The organism is Mesorhizobium sp. M0938 (assembly GCF_040319125.1).
GTDB lineage: Bacteria > Pseudomonadota > Alphaproteobacteria > Rhizobiales > Rhizobiaceae > Mesorhizobium > Mesorhizobium robiniae.
Window position 1 is genome coordinate 68466 of record NZ_JAMYNS010000003.1, and the last position, 17717, is coordinate 86182.

General features: G+C 63.4%; 18 protein-coding genes. 5 read left to right on the forward strand and 13 right to left on the reverse strand.

The genetic code is table 11. The annotated features are described in order from the left end of the window. Nucleotides 1-23: 23 nt before the first annotated feature. Nucleotides 24-914 carry a DMT family transporter gene (locus tag NKH73_RS05580; protein WP_352928912.1) on the forward strand — a complete coding sequence of 297 codons (891 nt, stop codon included), beginning with the start codon at nucleotides 24-26 and terminating at the stop codon, nucleotides 912-914. 142 nt (nucleotides 915-1056) lie between these two features. On the opposite strand, the gene NKH73_RS05585 is transcribed toward NKH73_RS05580, so the two are convergent. Beyond that, a complete protein-coding gene (locus tag NKH73_RS05585) occupies nucleotides 1057-1920 on the reverse strand; it encodes a LysR substrate-binding domain-containing protein (protein ID WP_352928913.1) in 864 nt (287 codons plus the stop codon). Between the two features lie 111 nt (nucleotides 1921-2031). Between NKH73_RS05585 and NKH73_RS05590 the strand changes: the two genes are divergently transcribed. Continuing rightward, the gene (locus tag NKH73_RS05590; RefSeq protein WP_352928915.1) at nucleotides 2032-2439 is read left to right on the forward strand and encodes a tautomerase family protein; all 408 of its coding nucleotides are present in this window, start codon (nucleotides 2032-2034) and stop codon (nucleotides 2437-2439) included. Between the two features lie 128 nt (nucleotides 2440-2567). After that, nucleotides 2568-4790, forward strand: coding sequence for an AMP-binding protein (locus tag NKH73_RS05595; protein ID WP_352928916.1), 2223 nt, complete (start codon nucleotides 2568-2570; stop codon nucleotides 4788-4790). A gap of 4 nt (nucleotides 4791-4794) precedes the next feature. On the opposite strand, the gene NKH73_RS05600 is transcribed toward NKH73_RS05595, so the two are convergent. The 7 genes from NKH73_RS05600 to NKH73_RS05630 all read right to left on the reverse strand — a co-directional run bounded on the left by NKH73_RS05600 (nucleotide 4795) and on the right by NKH73_RS05630 (nucleotide 11165). Then, nucleotides 4795-5052, reverse strand: a complete 258-nt coding sequence (locus tag NKH73_RS05600; RefSeq protein ID WP_352928918.1) for a hypothetical protein — start codon at nucleotides 5050-5052, stop codon at nucleotides 4795-4797. Nucleotides 5053-5182: 130 nt separating this feature from the next. Beyond that, a complete protein-coding gene (gene pssA, locus NKH73_RS05605) occupies nucleotides 5183-5998 on the reverse strand; it encodes a CDP-diacylglycerol--serine O-phosphatidyltransferase (protein ID WP_352928919.1) in 816 nt (271 codons plus the stop codon). A gap of 3 nt (nucleotides 5999-6001) precedes the next feature. Next, nucleotides 6002-7033 carry a phosphatidylserine decarboxylase gene (locus NKH73_RS05610; RefSeq protein ID WP_352928920.1) on the reverse strand — a complete coding sequence of 344 codons (1032 nt, stop codon included), beginning with the start codon at nucleotides 7031-7033 and terminating at the stop codon, nucleotides 6002-6004. Next, nucleotides 6915-7262, reverse strand: coding sequence for an antibiotic biosynthesis monooxygenase (locus NKH73_RS05615; protein WP_352928922.1), 348 nt, complete (start codon nucleotides 7260-7262; stop codon nucleotides 6915-6917). Before NKH73_RS05615 ends, NKH73_RS05610 begins: the two co-directional genes overlap by 119 nt. Nucleotides 7263-7368: 106 nt before the next feature. Continuing rightward, nucleotides 7369-9255, reverse strand: a complete 1887-nt coding sequence (locus NKH73_RS05620) for an ABCB family ABC transporter ATP-binding protein/permease (RefSeq protein ID WP_352928924.1) — start codon at nucleotides 9253-9255, stop codon at nucleotides 7369-7371. Nucleotides 9256-9330: 75 nt separating this feature from the next. Next, complete coding sequence (locus tag NKH73_RS05625) at nucleotides 9331-9657, reverse strand: ArsR/SmtB family transcription factor (RefSeq protein ID WP_352928926.1); 327 nt, start codon at nucleotides 9655-9657, stop codon at nucleotides 9331-9333. A 62-nt stretch (nucleotides 9658-9719) separates the two neighbouring features. Next, a complete protein-coding gene (locus NKH73_RS05630; protein ID WP_352928927.1) occupies nucleotides 9720-11165 on the reverse strand; it encodes a LysM peptidoglycan-binding domain-containing protein in 1446 nt (481 codons plus the stop codon). Nucleotides 11166-11310: 145 nt separating this feature from the next. On the opposite strand from NKH73_RS05630, the gene NKH73_RS05635 reads away from it, so the two are divergent. Together NKH73_RS05635 and NKH73_RS05640 are read left to right on the forward strand one after the other, a co-directional pair. Then, nucleotides 11311-11922 carry an LOG family protein gene (locus NKH73_RS05635; RefSeq protein WP_352928928.1) on the forward strand — a complete coding sequence of 204 codons (612 nt, stop codon included), beginning with the start codon at nucleotides 11311-11313 and terminating at the stop codon, nucleotides 11920-11922. Between the two features lie 245 nt (nucleotides 11923-12167). Then, nucleotides 12168-13169 (forward strand): transporter, encoded by a 1002-nt coding sequence (locus NKH73_RS05640; RefSeq protein ID WP_352928929.1) that lies wholly within the window; start codon nucleotides 12168-12170, stop codon nucleotides 13167-13169. Here NKH73_RS05640 and rarD read toward each other — a convergent pair. The 5 genes from rarD to NKH73_RS05665 form a co-directional block, all read right to left on the reverse strand. Then, the gene (gene rarD, locus NKH73_RS05645) at nucleotides 13144-14082 is read right to left on the reverse strand and encodes an EamA family transporter RarD (RefSeq protein WP_352928930.1); all 939 of its coding nucleotides are present in this window, start codon (nucleotides 14080-14082) and stop codon (nucleotides 13144-13146) included. The two genes, NKH73_RS05640 and rarD, sit on opposite strands and share 26 nt — an antisense overlap. A gap of 83 nt (nucleotides 14083-14165) precedes the next feature. Then, a complete protein-coding gene (cimA, locus tag NKH73_RS05650) occupies nucleotides 14166-15782 on the reverse strand; it encodes a citramalate synthase (protein WP_352928932.1) in 1617 nt (538 codons plus the stop codon). Nucleotides 15783-15784: 2 nt separating this feature from the next. After that, nucleotides 15785-16756 carry a prolyl aminopeptidase gene (gene pip, locus NKH73_RS05655; protein ID WP_352928933.1) on the reverse strand — a complete coding sequence of 324 codons (972 nt, stop codon included), beginning with the start codon at nucleotides 16754-16756 and terminating at the stop codon, nucleotides 15785-15787. Beyond that, nucleotides 16753-17229, reverse strand: a complete 477-nt coding sequence (locus NKH73_RS05660; protein WP_352928934.1) for a GFA family protein — start codon at nucleotides 17227-17229, stop codon at nucleotides 16753-16755. The genes pip and NKH73_RS05660 overlap by 4 nt, the downstream gene beginning before the upstream one ends. Beyond that, the gene (locus NKH73_RS05665; protein ID WP_352928936.1) at nucleotides 17226-17717 is read right to left on the reverse strand and encodes a GFA family protein; all 492 of its coding nucleotides are present in this window, start codon (nucleotides 17715-17717) and stop codon (nucleotides 17226-17228) included. Before NKH73_RS05665 ends, NKH73_RS05660 begins: the two co-directional genes overlap by 4 nt.

The window sequence follows — 17717 nt, forward strand, 5'->3', positions numbered from 1 at the left end:
GTGACATGACGGGATCTCTAAGCATGCCAGGCACCATCGACACTGCCGCCGAGCGTACCCTTGGCATCGTCCTGGTTTCGGCGTCGGCAGCTGTCTTCGGCCTCACCGGCGTGTTGACCAAGTCGATCCATGCAGACCCGCTGACCATCACCTGCTGGCGCGGCTTCGTCGGCTCGATCCTGATTACCCTCTATGTACTTTGGCGCCGCCGCCGCTCCGGCAGGCGTGAAAGCCTGCGCCTCGGCTGGCGCGGCTGGCTTCTGGCAGTGGAAGGAGCGCTGGCCAGCATCGCCTTCATTTCGGCGTTCAAATTCACCTTCGTCGCCAATGTCGCGATCATCTACGCTACCGCACCCTTCGTCACCGCGCTGCTGGCGTTCGCGCTGGTTCGTGAGCGCTTCCGACTGCAGACGCTTGCCGCCGCCGCCGTGTCGCTCAGCGGTGTGGCGATCATGGTATGGTCCGGCTTCGGCACCGGTAATCTGTTCGGCGACGGGCTGGCGCTGCTGATGACGGTCGGCGCCGCGCTCTACATGATCATGGTGCGCGCTTTCCGCGACACGCCTGTGGTGTGGGCCGGTGCGGTGTCGGCATTCCTCCTGTTCGTGCTCGGCTGGTTCGTCACCGACCCGCTAGCCGTCTCGACCAGAGATGCAGTGCTGCTCATCGCCTTCGGTGCGTCTTTCGCGCTGGCCTCGATCTTGTGGACGGAGGGCGCGCGGCTCATTCCAGCGGCCGAATCCGGCCTGCTGGGTTCGGCTGAAGTGCCGTTCGCGATCCTGTTCGCCTTCCTGTTCCTGGCCGAGATCCCGCCGGCCGCCAGCATGATCGGCGGCGCCATCGTGCTCTGCGCGGTATTCGCTCATGCCGGGCGCGACTGGCATGCGGCAAGGCAGCGCGAGGCGGCGCTCTGACCTCCGAAATAAATTTACAAAGTCGTGGAACCATTATCGAGTTCAGACATTGGTGGTTCGACGGGTCACCCCCAAGTCCCCCAAACCCCTCGGCCCGTCTAACCTATAGCCGACCGCAAGGTCGGCTTTTTCTTTGCGCGCTTCAGCTTGGTAGGCCCTCCAAGACAAGGTTATCGCTGAGAAGCGCAGCCAGATCCTGCGCTGGGGGCTCGGCATCCTGGCGCAGCCGGATCGCGAACTCGGCGATGGGAACCGGCGGCAGCCCAAGGTCGCGCGGTGCCTCGACGATGCCGGAATGGGCAAAGCGCGCCGTCCGCAGCGTCAGAGCAATGCCGGCGTTTACCGCCGTGCGCAGCCCGGCCAGGCTGGCACTGCCGGCGGCGATGCGGTAGCGACGGCCGGCCTTGTCGAGTGCCGCGATCGCCGCTTCACGAAAGCCGCAATATGGATCGAGCAGTGCCAGCGGCAGCTCGTCCTGGCGTGCGGCCAAACCTCTTTGCGAACAGAGCCACATCATCGGTTCGCGGAGCACGCCGACTTCGTCCGGCGCCGGAGCCTGTCGCATGGCGATCATCAGATCGAGGAAGCCGGTTTGCAGCGCCTGCGCCAATTCGGCGGAGCGGCCGACGCGCAGTTCGATCCTGACGCGCGGATGGCTCGTGGCAAAGGCCCTGAGCAGCTCCGGTAGGCCGCTGTCGGCGAAATCTTGCGTCGTGCCTATGGCGACGCGACCGTCGGCCCGCACGCCCTTGAGTGCCAGCCACGCCTCTCGATGCACTGCCAGGATACGCCTGGCATGGCCGACCAGATCCTCGCCGGCCGGCGTCAAGCCGCGACCTCGACCCTGCGGCACCAGAAGCGGTTCGCCGACAATATCCTCAAGCCGTTGCATCTGCGTCGTCACCGCCGACGCCGAGCGGCCGACAATTGACGCCGCCTGCGCCAACGAGCCGCCATCGACGAAGGCGAGAAAGGTTTTGAGGAGGTCGGGGTCGAGCGTTTGCATGATTCGATAGTATCAAAGTGTATGTCAAAAACAATTCGATTTTCATAATGGAAGAGCGATGGCAAAGATTTCCGACGGCGAAGAGATGCCGCGTAACCCGAGGAGAAAATTGTGCCGATCATCAATGTCAGCGTCACCGGCAACCCGGATGCCGCTTTGTCCGCCGCTATCGCCGAGCAGGTGACCGAACTGACCGCTACGCATCTGCGCAAGGATGCAACGATCACAGCGGTAGCCATTTCCTATCATGACCCCGAGCACTGGTTCGCCGGTGGCAAGTCGCTGGCCGAGCATGGCACCAAGACCTTCTGGCTCGACATCAAGGTGGTCGACGGTACCAACACCAAGGTTGAGCTGGAAGCCTATCTCAAGGCGATCTTCGCAGTCTTTGGCAGCCTGCTGGGCAAGGTGCACGAAGAAAGCTACGCCTTCGTGCATGAAGTGCCGGCCGCCGCCTATGGCTATGGCGGCAAGACGCAGGAATTCCGTTTCATCAGCGGGAGATTGAAGACGGCGTGAGCCGCTGCCTTCGCTTCTCCCGATGGAGAAGGCAGAAATGAAGCCGCATTGACCTTGACCCCACTTCGTCTAGGTTCTCACCGAAGCGGTCGGAAGAGCCGCGACGTGATCGTTGGGAGAGATGCGGCATGATCCTGACACTGACGCTGCTTGCGGGCCTCATTGCGGCCTGGCTGCTGATCGGCGTGGTGGAAAAATTCCGTCTCGGCCTGCGCTTGATGCAGGCGCTGCTTTACGTGCCATTCAAGCTCGCCTACCGGCTTGCCGACGACCGCATCAAGATTGCCCGCAACGCAGCCGCCCCGGTCATATACGTCATTTCGCACCAGTCGCGCCTTGAACCGGCGCTGATGCTGTCTCTGCTGCCGGAAGACACGCTGCACATCCTCGACGAGGTCTCGGCGCGGTCGCCCTGGTTCGAACCGTGGCGCGAGCTTGGCCGCACCATCGCTTTCAACGCCGAGCATGTCTTCGTCAGCCGCCGGCTGGTGCGGGTGCTGAAGGGCAAGGGCCGGCTTGCCGTATATCTGCCGGATGCAGTCGAACCCGATATCAAGACATTTCGCCTGTTTCGCGCCGTCACCCGTATCGCCATGCAGGCCGATGCCCGCATCGTGCCGATCTTCGTCGCTGGCGCGCGCGCTCTGCCACTGTCACTGACGCCGGCCGACAAGGCGCCGCGGCGCTGGTTTCCGCGCCTGTCGATCAGCGTGCTGGAGCCGATGACCATCGCCGAGCTGGTGGCGCGAAATCCTGACCAGTCCTCGAACACCAATGCGCTGTTCGACCGTTTCGCCGAAGCCCGGATTTTCGGCAGCGATCTTAACCGCGGCCTGTTTCTCGCCATACGCGATGCCGCCGACCGTGTCGGTGCCTCGCACCCTATTATCGAAGACGTAATCAGCGGCGCGCTGAATTACAGAAAGCTGTTCATAGGCGCGCGGGTGCTAGGCCGCCGCTTCGAGGCTGTGACGGCGCCGGGTGAAGCGGTTGGATTGCTGCTGCCCAATGCCAACGGCGTTGTGCTGTCGCTCGTTGGCCTGTTGTCTGCGAGCCGGGTGACGGCGATGATCAACTACACCGCAGGTCCGGCCAGCGTCACCGCCGCCGTGCGCACGGCGGAAATCCGCACCGTGATCTCGTCGCGGGCCTTTATCGACAAGGCCAGCCTCGCCGACATCGTCGCTGCGGTGGAAGAAGGCGGCGCCAAGCTGCTGTGGCTGGAGGATGTGCGGACCAGCGTGACCGCGCTGGACAAGCTCGCCGCCACCTTGCTGTGGCGCTGGCCATTGCAGCCGCAGAATGCAGCCAAACCGGCGGTGATCCTGTTCACCTCAGGCTCGGAGGGCACGCCCAAGGCAGTGGTGCTGTCGCATAGGAACCTTCTCGCCAACGCCATGCAGGCCGAGGCCCGCATCACCATCTCGCCGGCCGACATCCTGCTCAACGTGCTGCCGGTGTTCCACTCGTTCGGGTTGACGGGCGGCACCATCCTGCCGCTGGTCACCGGAGTGAAGCTGTTCCTTTATCCTTCGCCGCTCCACTACAAACTGATCCCCGAAGTCGCACGCAAGGCGAGGCCGACCGTCATGTTCGGCACCGACACGTTCCTCGCCAATTATGCGCGCACCGCCAAGGACGGCGATTTTTCCAGCCTGCGCTTCATCGTCGCCGGCGCCGAGGCCGTGAAGCCGGAGACCCGCCGCGTTTACCGTGAGCGCTTCCAAGCCGAGATCATCGAGGGTTTCGGACTGACCGAGGCGGCGCCCGTCGTTGCCGTCAACACGGCCATCCACGGTCGCGACGGCACCGTCGGGCGGCTGTTGCCGGCCATGCGCATGAAACTCGAACCGATCGAGGGCATTAGCGGCGCAGGACGGTTGTGGCTCGACGGGCCAAACCTGATGATGGGCTACATGACATCGGATCGGCCCGGCGAACTGCAACCGCTCGACGGCTGGCACGACACCGGCGACATCGTTTCCGTCGACCGTGAAGGTTTCATCACCATTCGCGGCCGGGCCAAACGCTTCGCCAAGATCGCCGGCGAGATGGTCTCGCTGGGCGCAGTCGAGATGCTGGTGCAGTCGCTATGGCCGGAAGAGCACCACGCGGTGGTGGCAGTGCCGGACAAGCGCCGCGGCGAACGCATCGTGCTGGTCACCACCGCTGTCGAGGCCGACCCCGATGAATTGCGCAAATTCGGCAGACAAGCAGGTGCCGCCGATCTGATGGTGCCGAATGACATCGTCAAGGTCGAGGAAATCCCGGTGCTGGGTTCAGGCAAGACCGATTATGTTTCGACCCGCAAACTGGCGATCGACCGGCTGGGGCTCAGCGCGGCAGCTTGACGCCTTAGAGAACCATCACCGACAACAGCAGGATGACGCCGGCCGCCATCATCAGCAGGCCCGGCCAATTCTGCGACAGGCCGAGGAAAGCGAGCCCGCGCCGCTGCGGTTCGAGTGTCGGGCCTGGCGTTGCCAGCTTCGAGCGATCCGGCGCCGCGCGAACAGGCGCCGGATCGCTGAGCCGCCCACGCCTTAGTGCTGCGCCGGCCATGTACACAACGCCAGCGACGAAGAGCAACGCACCGATGAGGACGACGGCCATTCTTTCTCGCTCTCCTCCTGGTATTGCGCCTGGCACAGCAGAGATCGGTCGCGAGGCGTTCGTGAGATCACTCGCCTCGCCACTGAGTCAGAACGGTCAAGATGCCTGCAGGTTCCCGGCCAGGTGTCCGTTAGCCGATGTCTGAAGGCGGCACCTTCTCGCCTTCGCGTTTGGCGCGCCTGGAATAGGCGCGGACACTGAACGGCAGGAAGAGCAGATATCCGGCAACCGACGCCGTCAGCGTGTACCAGGGATAGGTCATCAAAAGCAGGACGTAGAGGACGACGCCGAGGATGATCGGCAGCACCTTGTCGCCCGGGACCTTCAGGCTCTTGCCGGAATAGACTGGCAGGCGGCTGACCAGCAGGAAGGCAACCAGAATGGTGAAACCAGTGGCGATGAAGGCGGCAGGGCGGGATGGCTCCAGGCCAAGCCGCAGGAAGGACAGATAAAGCGGCAGCATCACCAATACGGCGCCCGCCGGCGCCGGCACGCCGACGAAATAGTCGGTCTGCCACTTCGGGCGATCTGTTTCTTCGTCGAGCACGTTGAAGCGAGCAAGTCTCAGCCCGCAGGCGATAGTGAACAGGAGCGCGGCGATCCAGCCAGGCGAGCCGGCCTGGTCCAGCAGAAAGGCATACAGCACCAGCGCGGGGGCTACGCCGAAATTGACGATGTCGGCCAGCGAATCCATCTGGGCGCCGAATTTGGACGTCGCCTTCAACATCCGCGCCAGGCGGCCATCGATGCCATCGAGGAAGGCGGCGAGCAGCACCATCACCACTGCCGGCTCGAAACGGCCCTCGAAGCCGAAGCGGATGCCGGAGAGGCCAGCGCAGATGGCGAGCACGGTGACGAGGTTGGGCAGCACCATGCGCATCGGGATTTCATGGATGCGCGGGCCGCCGCTGCCATGCGCCTCGAATTTCTTGAACGGCGCGCCCACGGCTCAGGACACCCGCACGAGCGGCGTTGCGGCAATGCCGCCGAATTCGGCCAGTATGGTTTCACCGCCAACCGCGGTCTGGCCGACGGCGACACGCGGCGTCGCGGTCGAGGGCAGGAACACGTCGACGCGCGAGCCGAAGCGGATCAGCCCGAAGCGCTCGCCGATGCCGATCGTGCCGCCGGTCTCGGCCCAGCAGACGATGCGCCGCGCCACCAGCCCGGCGATCTGCACCGCGGCCACCGTGCCGTTGGGGCTATCTATGACCAAGCCGTTGCGCTCGTTGTCGGCACTCGCCTTGTCGAGCGCGGCGTTGAGGAATTGGCCCGGCCGATGCTCGATCCTTGTGATGCGGCCGCGCACAGGGGAGCGGTTCACATGACAGGAGAAGACGTCCATGAACACCGAGATGCGGGTCATTTCGGCACCGCCGAGGCCAAGTTCGCGCGGCGGCACGGCGGGACCGACTGCAGTGATGATGCCATCGGCCGGGCTCACCACCAGCCGGTCGTCGACAGGCGTGACGCGCTCGGGATCGCGGAAGAAATAGACGCACCATGCCGTCAGGATGAGGCAGATCCAGAACAGGATCGAAGAGAAATAGCCGAGGAAAAGCGTCACCGCTGCGAAGGCGGCGATAAACGGATAGCCTTCGCGATGGATCGGAACCAACGTTTTCTTGATCGTGTCGACGAGGTCCATGGGGATGGGGGCAGCCCTTGTTTCAGGTTCGGCCTCAATAGCGGAAAGCCCCTTTGGCCGCAACGCGGCAATCGGGCCGGCCGCCGCACTGCGGGCCGCGGGGCATCTGACGTCGATGGGACAGCGCCCCCTATGTCCTGCTGACAGGATAGAGGGGGCGCGAAGGATCGCAATGCGAAGCCGCAGAACGAACGGGTGCCGAATGGCCGTGAGGTTAGACGCCAGGAATCCGATGATAGTTGGCGATGTCGGCCCTGACGCCGAGCCGGGCGATCGTCTCTTGCGGGTTGAAGGCAATATACTCATGCGCGGCCTTGACGATCGGCACCACATTGTCGACAGCTGCCTGGCTTTCCCATTCGACAATGGTCACGAGGTTGAACTCGCCCGGCCCGGAGAATTGCTCGAGCAGAAAATCCCGTACGAAGCCTTTCTGCTGGCGCAGCAATTCGTGCGTCATCCTGACCTTGGCGATGATTTCTTCGCGGGCTTCGCTAGGGACGACGAACTTGTCGACCCTGAACACGCTATCATTGCCATGTTGTTGACTTAGCTGATCCATTTCCGCTCTCCGACCGCGAACAGGCGCACCGTGCACCTTCGATTGGCGGTCTACGATCTCAACTTAGGTTGAGGTCAAGCGGAAAAATCAACTCATTCTCGACACCTCAATTTACCTCAGAGGGGCGGCGGCGGACGACGACGCCGAGCTCGTCGCTTTCGCGCGCTATACGCAGCCGTTCCTCGGCCTCGGTTGCCTCGCGCTGGCGGTCCCACATCGAGGCGTAGAGGCCGGCCTTGCGCATCAAGGCGGCATGTGTGCCGCGCTCGGCGATCTGGCCGTCCTGCAGCACGATGATCTCGTCGGCCGAAATCACCGTCGACAGCCGGTGGGCGATGACGATGGTGGTGCGGCCCTGGCTGACGAGATCGAGCGCCGCCTGGATCTCCTGTTCGGTATGGCTGTCGAGCGCCGAGGTCGCCTCGTCGAGCATCAGGATCGGCGGCGCCTTCAGGATTGTGCGGGCGATCGCTACGCGCTGCTTCTCGCCGCCGGACAGTTTCAGCCCACGCTCGCCGACCATCGAACGGTAGCCATCGGGCAGCCGCTCTATGAACGGCCCGATCTGGGCGAGTTCGGCTGCCTTACGGACATCCTCCTCGCTGGCATCGACGCGGCCGTAGCGGATGTTGTAGGCGATGGTGTCGTTGAACAGCACAGTGTCCTGCGGCACCATGCCGATCGCCGCGCGCAGGCTCTCCTGCGTCACGTCGCGAATATCCTGGCCGTCGATCAATATCTTGCCGCCCTGGATGTCATAGAAGCGAAACAGAAGCCGCGAAATGGTCGACTTGCCGGCGCCCGACGGCCCGACAATGGCAACCGTCTTGCCGGCGGGCACCTCGAAGCTGATGCCTTTCAGTATCTTGCGGTTGGGATCGTAGGAAAAGTGCACGTCGCGGAACTCGACCTTGCCGGCGTCAACGACCAACGGCTTGGCACCCGGTTTGTCGACGATCTCCTGCCGCACATCGAGCAGATCGAACATCTGCTCGATGTCGGTCAGCCCCTGGCGGATTTCGCGATAGATGAAGCCGATGAAGTTGAGCGGCACCGAAAGCTGCACCAGCATGGCGTTGATGAAGACGAAGTCGCCAACCGTCTGCGTGCCAGCCTGGACCTCCAGCGCCGAAAGGCACATGACGACGACCGTGCCGAGACCGAAGATGATGCCCTGGCCGAAGTTCAGCCAGCCGAGCGAGGTCCAGATCCTGGTGGCGGCGGTCTCGTAGCGCGCCATCGACCGGTCGAAACGCTCGGCTTCCATGCTTTCGTTGTTGAAATATTTGACCGTCTCGAAATTGAGCAGCGAGTCGATCGCCTTGGTGCTGGCATCGGTGTCGCTGTCGTTCATGTCGCGGCGAATGACGATGCGCCAGTCGCTCGCCCTGATCGTGAACCAGATGTAGAGCCAGACCGTCACCGCCACCACAGCCACGTATTTCCAGCCATAGGTGACGGCGAAGATGCCGGCTGTCAGCGCGAATTCGAGGATGGTCGGCAAGGTGTTGAGGACGGTGAAGCGGACGATCGTCTCGATGCCCTTGGTGCCGCGTTCGATGATGCGCGACAGACCGCCGGTGCGCCGCTCGAGATGGAAGCGCAGCGACAGCTGATGCATGTGGACGAAAGTTCGGAAGGCGAGTTGGCGCACCGCATATTGTCCGACGCGGGCAAACAGCGCGTCGCGCAGCTGGTTGAAACCGAGCTGCACCAGCCGCACGACATTATAGGCGACGACCAGCATGACCGGCGCCAGCAGGAAGGCCGGCAGCGGCGGCACCGACTTGGCATCGCCGGCCAGCGCATCGGTCGCCCATTTGAAGAAATAGGGACCGGCAACCAGGGTCAGCTTGGCGACGACCAGAAGCACGGTCGCCCACACCACCCGCGCCCGGAGGTCGGCACGGTCGGCCGGCCACATGTAGGGCCAGAGGTTGCGTAATGTTCTGAAGGTCGAGCCGGAATCGGCAGAGACGGTTTTTTCGGCCATTTTATTGCCTTCGTATTCTTATTGTTTGACCATGATCTTTTCCGAAAACCGGCTTCCACTTTTCGGGATCATGGTCTAGCGGCCAGAGCAGCAGGAATTGACGAGCGCGGCCAGCGACGCGGAAACATCGGCGAGCGCATCGCCGTCGACCTGATAGCGCGAGCGTTGCCGGTCCGGCTCGTAGCGGACGAGCCCGGCGTCGACCAATATCTTCAGATGCTGGGAGACGGTGGACTGTGCCAGGTCGAGATGGTCGACGACCTCCCGGCAGCAGCAGGAGCGGCTGGCCGAAAGATGCCTAAGGATCTCGATCCGCGCCGGGTGCGAAAGCGCGGCGAGCTTCGCAGCCACGGCCTGGCTATCGGCGAAGCCGCAGGTCGTCTCGATCAGGGGAGCATTCATCGTCCATCGCCGATAGACGATGAACAAACTTTCCGCAAGACAGCAAAAGAAAGAAAAGATTTCTACTCAGTCTTGATCGGCGCCGCCGTGATCTGGTCGCCCATCGCCTTGAGGTCGGCGGGCTCGCCTTCTTTCGATTTTTCCGGGACCTTGAAAACCTGCCCCGGCCAGATGCGGTCGGGATTGCTGATCTGGTCCTGATTGGCGAGATAGATCGTCGAATAGCGAACACCCTGGCCGTAGACGCGCCGTGAAATCCGCCACAGCGTATCGTGGCGGCGGATGATGACGGCGCTGTCGGCGTGTTCGAGCTTCGGTGCCGCGGTCTCGGGCACTTCAGCCGGGGGCGTCGCAGCCGCTACACCGGCCGGAGCCTCGGCTGCAGGAGCGGCAGGCGTCGTCGCATCAGCGGCCGCAGGCGGCGTGGCAGGTTCGGTTGCCGGCGCGGCCGGCTTTGGCTCGGCAGGCGCCACGGCGGCGACCGTCTCTCCCGGCTCGCGCTCGAACGGCACGGCGGCACGGGCCACCACCTTGACCCCGTCGGCATCGAGCGCGTCGACATGGATAGTGTAGGTGCCAACAGGAATGTCGCGCGTCGCCTCGACTAGGAAATGGCCGTCGGGCGAGGTTTTTGCGTCGCCGAGCAAGATGTCATTGGCATAGGCACGCACTTTGCGGCCGGGCTCGGCCGAACCGGCGACGAAGATCTTGCTGCCGTCGATCTCGACGGCTTCAACGACGATTTTTGGCCCTGCGGCCGGTGTTGCGGGTGCGACCTGCACTTCCGGAGCCGCGGGGGCGGCTTCGACAGTGGCCGGCGCCGTAGCAGCCGGTGCGGCTGGGGCCGGCGCGGCGGCAGCGGGGTCCTCGGCAGCCGGAGCGGCCGCCTTGTCCCCGGCAGGCGGCGATTCAGGCTGGTTCTCGGGCGCAGGAACGGTGAGCAATTCGGAGGGCTTGCCGGGTTCTTCGACCATCGCCAGCACCTGGCCGGCCGAATTCTGGGGAATTGAGACGACGGCGGTCTGTGCCGAGGGGTTCACGACGTTGTCGGGCGTCGTCGAACGCAGTGTGATCGTGTAGTCGCCGGGCTTCAGCGGATCGTCGAGAACAATGGCAAAGGCGCCATCGGCACCGGCAACCGTCGCACCGAGGACCGTCGAGCCGTTGAGGATTTCGACCTTGGCGTTGGGCGCCGCATTACCGGCGACGACGATGGAGCCATTGCTTTCGACCCGCACAACATCGAAACTTGGAGCAGCCACCTCGGCTGATGCCGGCGTCTCAGCCGGCGTTGCCGGCGCCATCGTATCCATGGCCGGTGCGGAGGGAAGCCGCCCCGTGGTCCCCGGCTTGGCCGGCTTCTCCACCGGCGACGTCAGCGATGCCACTTCCGACGGTGGCGTGCGGTTGAGATACGGGTCTAGCGCGCCCGACACATAGGCTGTTCCCGCCGCAGCGACGGAACCGCCAGCGGCGAACAAAAACGCCTTTAATGGATTAATTGCCATATTTCCCTGCCCTTAGCCACCTAATGCCGGTCTAGCCTGTTTTGCCCAGACCGACAAGAAAAACGGGCCGACAAGAAAACGGGCCGACAAGAAAAAGCCCGCGCCGGGCTTGACCACGAATAAAGACCCAATCACCAATCATCTCATGAACACGATTCGATCCATCTGCGTCTATTGCGGCTCATCGCCGGGCCGCGATGAAACCTATGCCAAGGCCGGACACCTGCTCGGGCGCTCGATTGCCAAGTCCGGTCTGCGTCTGATCTATGGCGGCGGCACCAAGGGCATCATGGGAGCGGTTGCCGAAGGCGCATTACGGGCTGGCGGCAAGGTGACAGGCATCATTCCGCGCTTCCTGATCAACAGGGAGGCAACCGAATCCGCGCTTGACCGGCTTGACGAGCTCGTCATCACCGAAAATATGCACGAGCGCAAACATACGATGTTCGAGAAATCCGACGCCTTTGTGGCGTTGCCGGGCGGCATCGGCACGGTGGAGGAAATCATCGAGATCATGACCTGGGCGCAGCTCGGCCATCATCGCAAGCCGATCGTCTTCGGCAATGTCGGGGGTTTCTGGGACCCGATGCTGGCACTGCTCGACCATATGATGGCGGAAGGTTTCATCCACACCGCGCAGCGGGTCAAGCCGCTGGTGGTCGATGATCCGGAAGCGATCGTCGCCGCCATCATGGTCACTGGATCGTCAGTCGATGCGCCGACCGAGGGTGTGCAGTCGGTGATCGACAAAATGTAGGGGAATAAGGCAGTAGGGCAGTAAGTGAATTGCCGAGAACGACCTTCCCTACTGCCCTACTGCCCTACTGCCCTACTGCCCTACTGCCCTACTGCCCTACTGCCCTACTGCCCTACTGCCCTACTGCCCTACTGCCTGTGATCGGCTGTCAAGAAACCGTCACACGAAACCGGGTTCGCCCGTGCTAGGGATCATCGCCCGGCCGCCATCGCGCGGGGCGTATTCGATAACCTGGCGAAGCGACCATGAACATCGCTCTCAATCCGGAAGGCAGCGACCTGTCACCTTATCTGCCCGACGAGCACGGGCTGTTCTTCATCTACCATTTCACCGCCGAAGGCGCCCGAACCAAAGACCCGGCCGCAGCACACTGGACGTGGCGCAGCTATCAGCTTTCCGACATGCGCGCCCGCCACGAGATCGCCGCCGATCAGGCTTTGCCGCCATCGGTGCGCGATGCCTTCCTGTCGGCCGGCCATGGCTGCCACATCGACCTCGAAGGCGACTGGCTCCATGGCGATCTGCCGGACCTGCGCCACGACTATTCGGCGGAGGCGCGCGGGCTCGGTCATTTCCGCTTCGCCTTCAACGACACGACGCTGATCGGCGGCCGCAAGCAACCGCTCCGGTCGGTCGACAATATCCGCAAAACGATCGACAACGGGTCGCGTAAATTCCGCTCTCCCGCCGAACTGATCGAGGCTGTCATGGGCCAGTCACTCGACGGGATGGCAACGGAACTCGGCAGCCTTGGCGACACGCTCGACGGCATCGAGGACCGCATCGTCTGCGATGCATGGCACAATGAGCGGCAGGCGCTGGTCGATGCGCGCCGGCAATTGGTGGTGATCCACCGGCAGATGGCGGCGTTGACCAGCCTGTTCCGCCATCTTGACCATTCGCATCGCAACGATTTGCCCGACCCAATCAACGACATGGCGGCCCGGCTTTCGCACCGCGCCCACACATTGCATCATGACGGCGAGCAATTGCAGGCGCGCGCCCGGCTCTTGCAGGACGAGCTGATGGCCAAGCTGACGACGCAGTCGAACCAGTTGCTCTACATGCTGTCGGTGATGACGGCGGTGCTGTTGCCGATGACGATCATCTCAAGCCTGTTCGGCATGAATGTCGGCGGCCTGCCGCTGGTCGACACGCCGATGGGGTTTTGGGTGGTGTCGTTGCTATCGCTGACCGTCGCGGCAGTCGTCTACCTGTTCGTCAGGCGGCTGGGGCGCGGGATGTAGCGCTGGCCTTGCGCGCCGAAGAAAACATCGACCAGGAGTAGACCGCCAGCGCCGTCCAGATCAGCCCGAAGGCGATGGCCTGGGTGCTGCCGAAGGGTTCGCCGAAAATCAGCACGGCGATCAGGAACACAATGGTCGGCGCGATATACTGCATGATGCCGATGGTGGAGAGGCGCAACAGCTTGGCTCCGAAGGCAAACAGCAGCAGCGGTATGGCGGTGACCGGGCCGCAGCCGATCAGCAGCGCTGTATCGCTCAGGGAGCTGGAGACGAAATGGTCCTGCCCGGTGACGACGAGGAAGACGACGTAGCCGAGCGCCGGCACCGACAGCAAAAGCACTTCAAGCAGAAAGCCTTGGCTCGGACCAATTGGCAGCGTCTTGCGGAAGAAGGCATAAGCGGCAAAGGAAAACGCCAGCACCAGCGACACCCAGGGCAGCTTGCCGGCGTCGATCGTCAGCACCGCGACCGCGATGGCCGCCAGCAACACCGCCGCGATCTGCAGCCGGTCGAGCCGTTCGCCGAGCAGCAGCGCGCCGACAACGACGCTGACAAGCGGGTTGATGTAGTAGCCGAGCGCAGTCTCGATGGTGCGGTCGACCGCGATCGCCCAGACATAGATGCCCCAGTTGACCGAAATCAGCGCCGCCGTCAGCCCCGCCATCGAAATGATGCGCGGCGAACGTAACGCGGCCTTGAAATCGGCCGTACGGCCGGCCCAAATCAAAACGGCCCCTGCGATCGGCACCGACCAAACGATGCGATGCGCGATGACTTCGGCCAACGGCAGATGTGCGACCGCCTTCCTGTAGAAGGGCAGCAGCCCCCACAGGAGATAAGCGCCAAGGGCCAGCAGGAAGCCACGCCGGGCCTTTGCGTCTGCTGCCTCGATCTGAATTGCGTCAGTGGCCATGGCCCAACGCTATGCGCCAGCCGCCGTGCCAAGACCATCGCAAAGTTCTGATGGATCAATGGACTTTCGCTGATGGCTCAATTTCACTCTGCTGCGACCAGCCCGGCCATCTCGCGGTTCTTCATCAGCTTATAGACGATCGAATCCATCAGCGCCTGGAACGAAGCGTCGATGATGTTTTCTGAGACGCCGACCGTCCACCAGCGGGCGCCGGTGCCGTCGTGCGATTCGACCAGCACGCGGGTGATCGCCTCGGTGCCGCCATTGAGGATACGCACTTTGAAGTCTGCAAGCTCGAGGTCGGCGATCTCGTTCTGGAATTTTCCGAGATCCTTGCGCAGCGCGATGTCGAGCGCATTGACCGGGCCGTGCCCTTCGGCCACCGACATCTTCTCCTCGCCGTCGACCAACACTTTGACGATCGCCTCGGAGACCGTCTTCAACTGGCCGTTGGCGTCGAAGCGGCGCTCGACCATGCAGCGGAACGAGGTGACGCTGAAGAATTCCGGCAGTCCGTGCAGCATCTTGCGCGCCAGCAACTCGAAGCTGGCGTCGGCGCCTTCATAGGCGTAACCCTCGGCCTCGCGCTCCTTGACCACAGAGATCAGCGCGTCGAGCCGGTGGTCGTCCTTCGGCATATCGATGCCGCGTCGTTTCAACTCGGCGAGGAAATTGGCCTTGCCGCCCTGGTCCGAGACCATGACGCGGCGGCGGTTGCCGATTGCTTCCGGCGGCACATGCTCGTAGGTGGCGGGCTCCTTGGCCAACGCCGAGGCATGGATGCCTGCCTTGGTGGCGAAGGCGGATGCGCCGACATAGGGCGCCTGCGCTTCCGGCGCGCGGTTCAGCAATTCGTCGAAGGCGCGGGACAGGCGCGATATCCCGGCCAGCGCTTCGGCCGAAATGCCTGTCTCGAAGCGGCTGGAAAAGGCCGGCTTCAGCGCCAGTGTCGGCACGATCGAGATCAGATTGGCGTTGCCGCAGCGCTCGCCGATGCCGTTCAGCGTACCCTGGATCTGGCGCACGCCAGCCTCGACGGCGGCCAGCGAATTCGCCACGGCCTGGCCGGTGTCGTCATGGGCATGGATGCCGAGGTGGCCTCCGGGAATGCCTGAGGCGATGACCTTCTCGACGATGGCGCGGATTTCCGACGGCTGCGTGCCGCCATTGGTGTCACACAGCACCACCCAGCGCGCGCCGGCGTCGTAAGCGCTCCTGGCGCAGGCCAGCGCGTAGTCCGGATTGGCTTTGAAGCCGTCGAAGAAATGCTCGCAGTCGACCAGTGCTTCCTTGCCCGAGGCAACCGCCGCCTCGACCGAGGCTTTGATCGCCTCGAGGTTTTCCTCGTTGGTGCAGCCTAGCGCGACGCGGACATGGTAGTCCCAGCTCTTGGCGACAAAGCAGATGGCATCTGCCTTCGACTGGACCAGTGCGGCAAGGCCGGGATCGTTCGAAGCCGAAACCCCTGCCCGCTTGGTCATGCCGAAGGCGACGAATTTGGCGCTAGTCGTGCGGTGCTCGGCAAAGAAGGCGGTGTCGGTCGGGTTGGCGCCGGGATAGCCGCCCTCGACATAGTCGATGCCGAACTCGTCGAGCAGCTTGGCGATGGCGATCTTGTCCTCGACGGAAAAGTCGATGCCCGGCGTCTGCTGGCCATCGCGCAGTGTGGTGTCGAAGAGATAGAGGCGCTCGCGGCCCATGATCATTTCTCCGCAAACTTATCCGTCGCCCGGATCAGCCGATCGAGAATCCCCGGCTCCGAATAGGCATGGCCGGCGCCCTCGATCAGGTGGAAATCCGCCTTCGGCCACGCCTTGTGCAGCGCCCAGGCGTAGCGCGCCGGGCACGGCATGTCGTAGCGGCCATGGATGATGGTGCCGGGGATGTCCTTCAGCTTCCACGCGTCGCGCAGCAGCTGCCCCTCCTCCAGCCAGCCGGCATGGACGAAATAGTGGTTCTCGATGCGAGCGAAAGCGACGGCATAGTCGTCCTCGCCAAACGGGCCACTGGTTTCCGGCTCGGGCAACAGCGTGATCGTCTCGCCTTCCCAAAGGCTCCAGGCGCGAGCGGCCTCAAGCTGCGCCTTGCGGTCGCTGCCGACCAGCCGCTTGCGATAAGCGGCCATCATGTCGCCGCGTTCGGCCTCAGGGATCGGCGCCAGGAAGCGCTCCCATTTGTCGGGGAACATTTCCGAGACGCCGAACTGGTAATACCATTCGAGTTCCGCGCGCGTCAGCGTGTAGATGCCGCGCACGACGAGCTCGCTGACGCGCTCGGGGTGCGTCTCGGCATAGGCCAACGCCAGTGTCGAGCCCCACGAGCCGCCGAACACCAGCCATTTGTCGAAGCCGCACATCTCCCGCAGGCGCTCGATGTCGGCGACCAGGTGCCAGGTGGTGTTGGCCTCGAGCGAGGCATTGGGCGTCGACTTTCCGCAGCCGCGCTGGTCGAACAGGATGACATCGTAAAGCTTCGGATCGAACAACCGCCGGTGCTTCGGCGAAATGGTGCCGCCCGGTCCGCCATGCAGGAACACAGCCGGTTTCGCGCCCCTGGTGCCGGAACGCTCCCAATAGACCTGATGGCCATCGCCAACATCCAGCATACCGGACTCGAAGGCCTCGATCTCCGGATAGAGGGTGCGGAGTTCGTTGCTCACGGATTCTGGGCTCATAATTTCAGACCCTGCTGCGGCCAATTGGCCGTCTCGTGATCCGGATGCTGGAAGGAGATGATCGATTCCTGCCGGTTGTAATAGTCAGGATCGTGATGGACCGGTGCCTCGAATATCTTCTCCACCCAGGGCAGCCGGGCGGCGTAGTTGACCTGGATCTGCGGCGCCAGGTCGGAACGGTCGTCAAAAGCGCCGATGGCGATCTCGAGCCCGCCGGGCTGCCGATAGGTCAACGGCGTGCCGCAGCGGCTGCAAAAGCCACGATCGATGTTGACCGAAGACTGGAAATAGCTCGGCTCCTCGCGCACCCATTCGACGCCGTCCTTCGGCACCGTCACCAGCGCGCCGAAAAAGGAACCGAATTGTTTCTGGCACATGCGGCAATGGCAGATGGAAGCGCGCCCGAGCGCCCCACGAATGCGGAAACGCACGGCGCCGCACTGGCAGCCGCCGGTTCGAACGGTTTCGGTCATGATCTTTCCTCCGGCGGCCATTGTTCGGTGTCGTGGTCGGGATGCTGGTAAGAGACGAGATCGGCAAGATAGGACGCCGACGAAATATCGGCCATCGTGTCCTCGCCGGGCAATTCGTGGATGTGATCGACATAGGGGAGTTTTGCTTCGGTGCCCCACTGGATCGTCGGCGCGATCTCCTCCGGGTCATCGAAGGCCGCGATGGCGAGTGCGATGCCGTCGGGCGCCTCGAAGGTTAGCGGCGTGCCGCAATCGGCACAAAAACCGCGCAATGCAGCGTTGGAGGAGCGGAAGCGTTTGGGTTCGCCGCGTGTCCAGTCGAGTTTTGCGCCGCGCACTGACACCAGCGGCAGGTAGAAATTGCCGCTTGCCTTCTGGCACATGCGGCAATGGCAGACGGAGGCGTCACCCAGCGCGCCTTCGATACGGAAGCGCACGGCGCCGCACTGGCAGCCGCCTGTGTAGACCGGTCTGTTGTCCAGGCTCAT

Bases quoted from the DNA above. Each gene is read 5' to 3' on its own strand.
- cimA (WP_352928932.1), bottom strand. From the start codon at position 15,782: ATGGGCCGCGAGCGCCTCTATCTCTTCGACACCACACTGCGCGATGGC.
- NKH73_RS05625 (WP_352928926.1), bottom strand. From the start codon at position 9,657: ATGAATGCTCCCCTGATCGAGACGACCTGCGGCTTCGCCGATAGCCAG.
- NKH73_RS05665 (WP_352928936.1), bottom strand. From the start codon at position 17,717: ATGAGCCTGGACAACAGACCGGTCTACACAGGCGGCTGCCAGTGCGGC.
- NKH73_RS05580 (WP_352928912.1), top strand. From the start codon at position 24: ATGCCAGGCACCATCGACACTGCCGCCGAGCGTACCCTTGGCATCGTC.
- NKH73_RS05620 (WP_352928924.1), bottom strand. From the start codon at position 9,255: ATGGCCGAAAAAACCGTCTCTGCCGATTCCGGCTCGACCTTCAGAACA.
- rarD (WP_352928930.1), bottom strand. From the start codon at position 14,082: ATGGCCACTGACGCAATTCAGATCGAGGCAGCAGACGCAAAGGCCCGG.
- pip (WP_352928933.1), bottom strand. From the start codon at position 16,756: ATGAGCCCAGAATCCGTGAGCAACGAACTCCGCACCCTCTATCCGGAG.
- NKH73_RS05640 (WP_352928929.1), top strand. From the start codon at position 12,168: ATGAACATCGCTCTCAATCCGGAAGGCAGCGACCTGTCACCTTATCTG.
- NKH73_RS05660 (WP_352928934.1), bottom strand. From the start codon at position 17,229: ATGACCGAAACCGTTCGAACCGGCGGCTGCCAGTGCGGCGCCGTGCGT.
- NKH73_RS05635 (WP_352928928.1), top strand. From the start codon at position 11,311: ATGAACACGATTCGATCCATCTGCGTCTATTGCGGCTCATCGCCGGGC.
- NKH73_RS05585 (WP_352928913.1), bottom strand. From the start codon at position 1,920: ATGCAAACGCTCGACCCCGACCTCCTCAAAACCTTTCTCGCCTTCGTC.
- NKH73_RS05600 (WP_352928918.1), bottom strand. From the start codon at position 5,052: ATGGCCGTCGTCCTCATCGGTGCGTTGCTCTTCGTCGCTGGCGTTGTG.
- NKH73_RS05610 (WP_352928920.1), bottom strand. From the start codon at position 7,033: ATGTGGTGCCGATCGTCAAGGCCGCGCATGAGTATATTGCCTTCAACC.
- NKH73_RS05615 (WP_352928922.1), bottom strand. From the start codon at position 7,262: ATGGATCAGCTAAGTCAACAACATGGCAATGATAGCGTGTTCAGGGTC.
- NKH73_RS05595 (WP_352928916.1), top strand. From the start codon at position 2,568: ATGATCCTGACACTGACGCTGCTTGCGGGCCTCATTGCGGCCTGGCTG.
- NKH73_RS05630 (WP_352928927.1), bottom strand. From the start codon at position 11,165: ATGGCAATTAATCCATTAAAGGCGTTTTTGTTCGCCGCTGGCGGTTCC.